Origin of the sequence: Nocardioides sp. NPDC059952, from assembly GCF_042730435.1 — a bacterium.
GTDB lineage: Bacteria > Actinomycetota > Actinomycetes > Propionibacteriales > Nocardioidaceae > Nocardioides.
In genome coordinates this window covers 1-1,538 of the sequence record NZ_JBHWLY010000154.1, presented here as the reverse complement: position 1 = coordinate 1,538, position 1,538 = coordinate 1, and the positions used below count along the sequence as shown (strand labels likewise).

The following is a 1,538-nucleotide window of genomic DNA, read 5'->3' as shown; positions in this document are numbered from 1 at the left end:
CACGACGGTGTCCGCCACATGAGTCCGCGCGACAGCGACCGCTACGACCTCGGGGTTGTGCACGACATCGACTTCTATGGCTACGACCGGGAGCGTCCCCGTCTGGTGACGGCCTGCAACCGGTGCGCTGACAAGAAGTTGGCCGGCGACGTCGAGGGGCTGGACCCGGAGTTTGCTCGCGAGGGCACGAAGTACGTCTTCTCCTCGCGGGTCGACTTTGGAACCGGTGGCACCTGGACCTGCCCGGTTTGCGGCGAGACCTACGACCCCACGACCTACCCGCGTCCCTCGAAGGACTTGGCGGCCATGGTCGCCGCCGGGGGTGCTCCTGCTGAGGGGGCAGGAGCACCTAGCAACACCACCAACACCACTATGCCGGCGTTCGCCGGAGAACGGATGAACCTGATGAGTGAGATGTCTATCGGCGAGCTCGACAACATCGGTGCGGTGCGAGCCGAGGCCGAGGCTGCGGGTCAGCTGATCGCGATGCTGGGCGAGTCGATCGCGGCTGCCAAGGCTTGGGCCGACAACCTGGCCGATCGTTGGGCCGGCGCTGACTGGGGCACCGGGCCCCTGAACGCCGCTGTTGCGACGGTCGCCGAGGGCGGCCAGGCGCTGGGCACGACCGAGCTCCTGGAGGCCGGCGTGGAGGCGATCAAGCAGGCCGTCGACGAGGCCAGCGCGCTGGCCGACATGGCCGCGGCTAGCGACGCCAGCGGCGACGTGTCCCGCTTCGTCGAGGCCTAGCCCATAGGTCTGCCTCGAGCAGACACAACGTGCGCTGCGGGCGCACGGTCCCGGTTCTCGCCGACAGGGCGAGCACGGTTCGGAACCGGACCGGGACACCAGAAGACACAGCAGCAACGACGAGTCATCTGAGGGGAAGAACAGCCATGGTCAAGAAGGTGTGGGAGCGCGAGGCCGAGAAGAAGGCCAAGGCCGCTCGTCAGCATGCTGCGCAGGGTCACCTGCCGGCGATTCCGCACCAGCACTGGGCGCCCGGGCACGGTCTGTCCCCGGTGCAGGCTGGCCACCAGGACTGCAGCGTGCCGCAGCTCCCGCAGTTCGGCGCACCGGCGATCCAGGCTGGCCAGCCGGGCCGTCACCTCGCGCTCGTACAGCCTGGCTCGGGTGTGCCGGCCGTCGTTGAGAAGCGCCCTGGAGACAGCCTGATCGCGGCCGCTCAGAAGGGTGCCGTCGCCTCCAAGGCGGTCTCCAGCTGGAGCTGGCGCAACCGCTGGAACCTGACGCCGGCGGCTGGCTCCGCGCTGGCGATGTCGACCGCGACGTCGCAGCCGCTGCTGGCACTGACCGCGCTGATGGCCGTTGGCGGCGGCTCAGTGCTCATGCCCGACGAGTTCCGGGGCAGGAAGTTCCTCTCCGCGCGAGAGCGGAAGATCACCGCGGCCTGGGCCGCCGGCGGCTTCGTGTGGACGCTTGGCGCTATGCCAGGCCTGTGGGGCATGGACCCGGCCGGCCTCATTGCCTTCGGCGGTCTCACGGGCGTCCAGACGGCCGCCTGGGTCGCGTCTCGCCGC

General features: G+C 69.6%; 2 protein-coding genes. Both read left to right on the top strand.

The genetic code is table 11. The features are described 5' to 3' along the window. A partial coding sequence (locus ACFV9G_RS29845; RefSeq protein WP_378733105.1) for a hypothetical protein occupies nt 1–747 on the top strand: 747 nt, incomplete at its 5' end. Nucleotides 748–893: 146 nt separating this feature from the next. Beyond that, the coding region (locus tag ACFV9G_RS29840) for a hypothetical protein (protein ID WP_378733103.1) at nt 894–1,538 on the top strand (645 nt) is incomplete at its 3' end.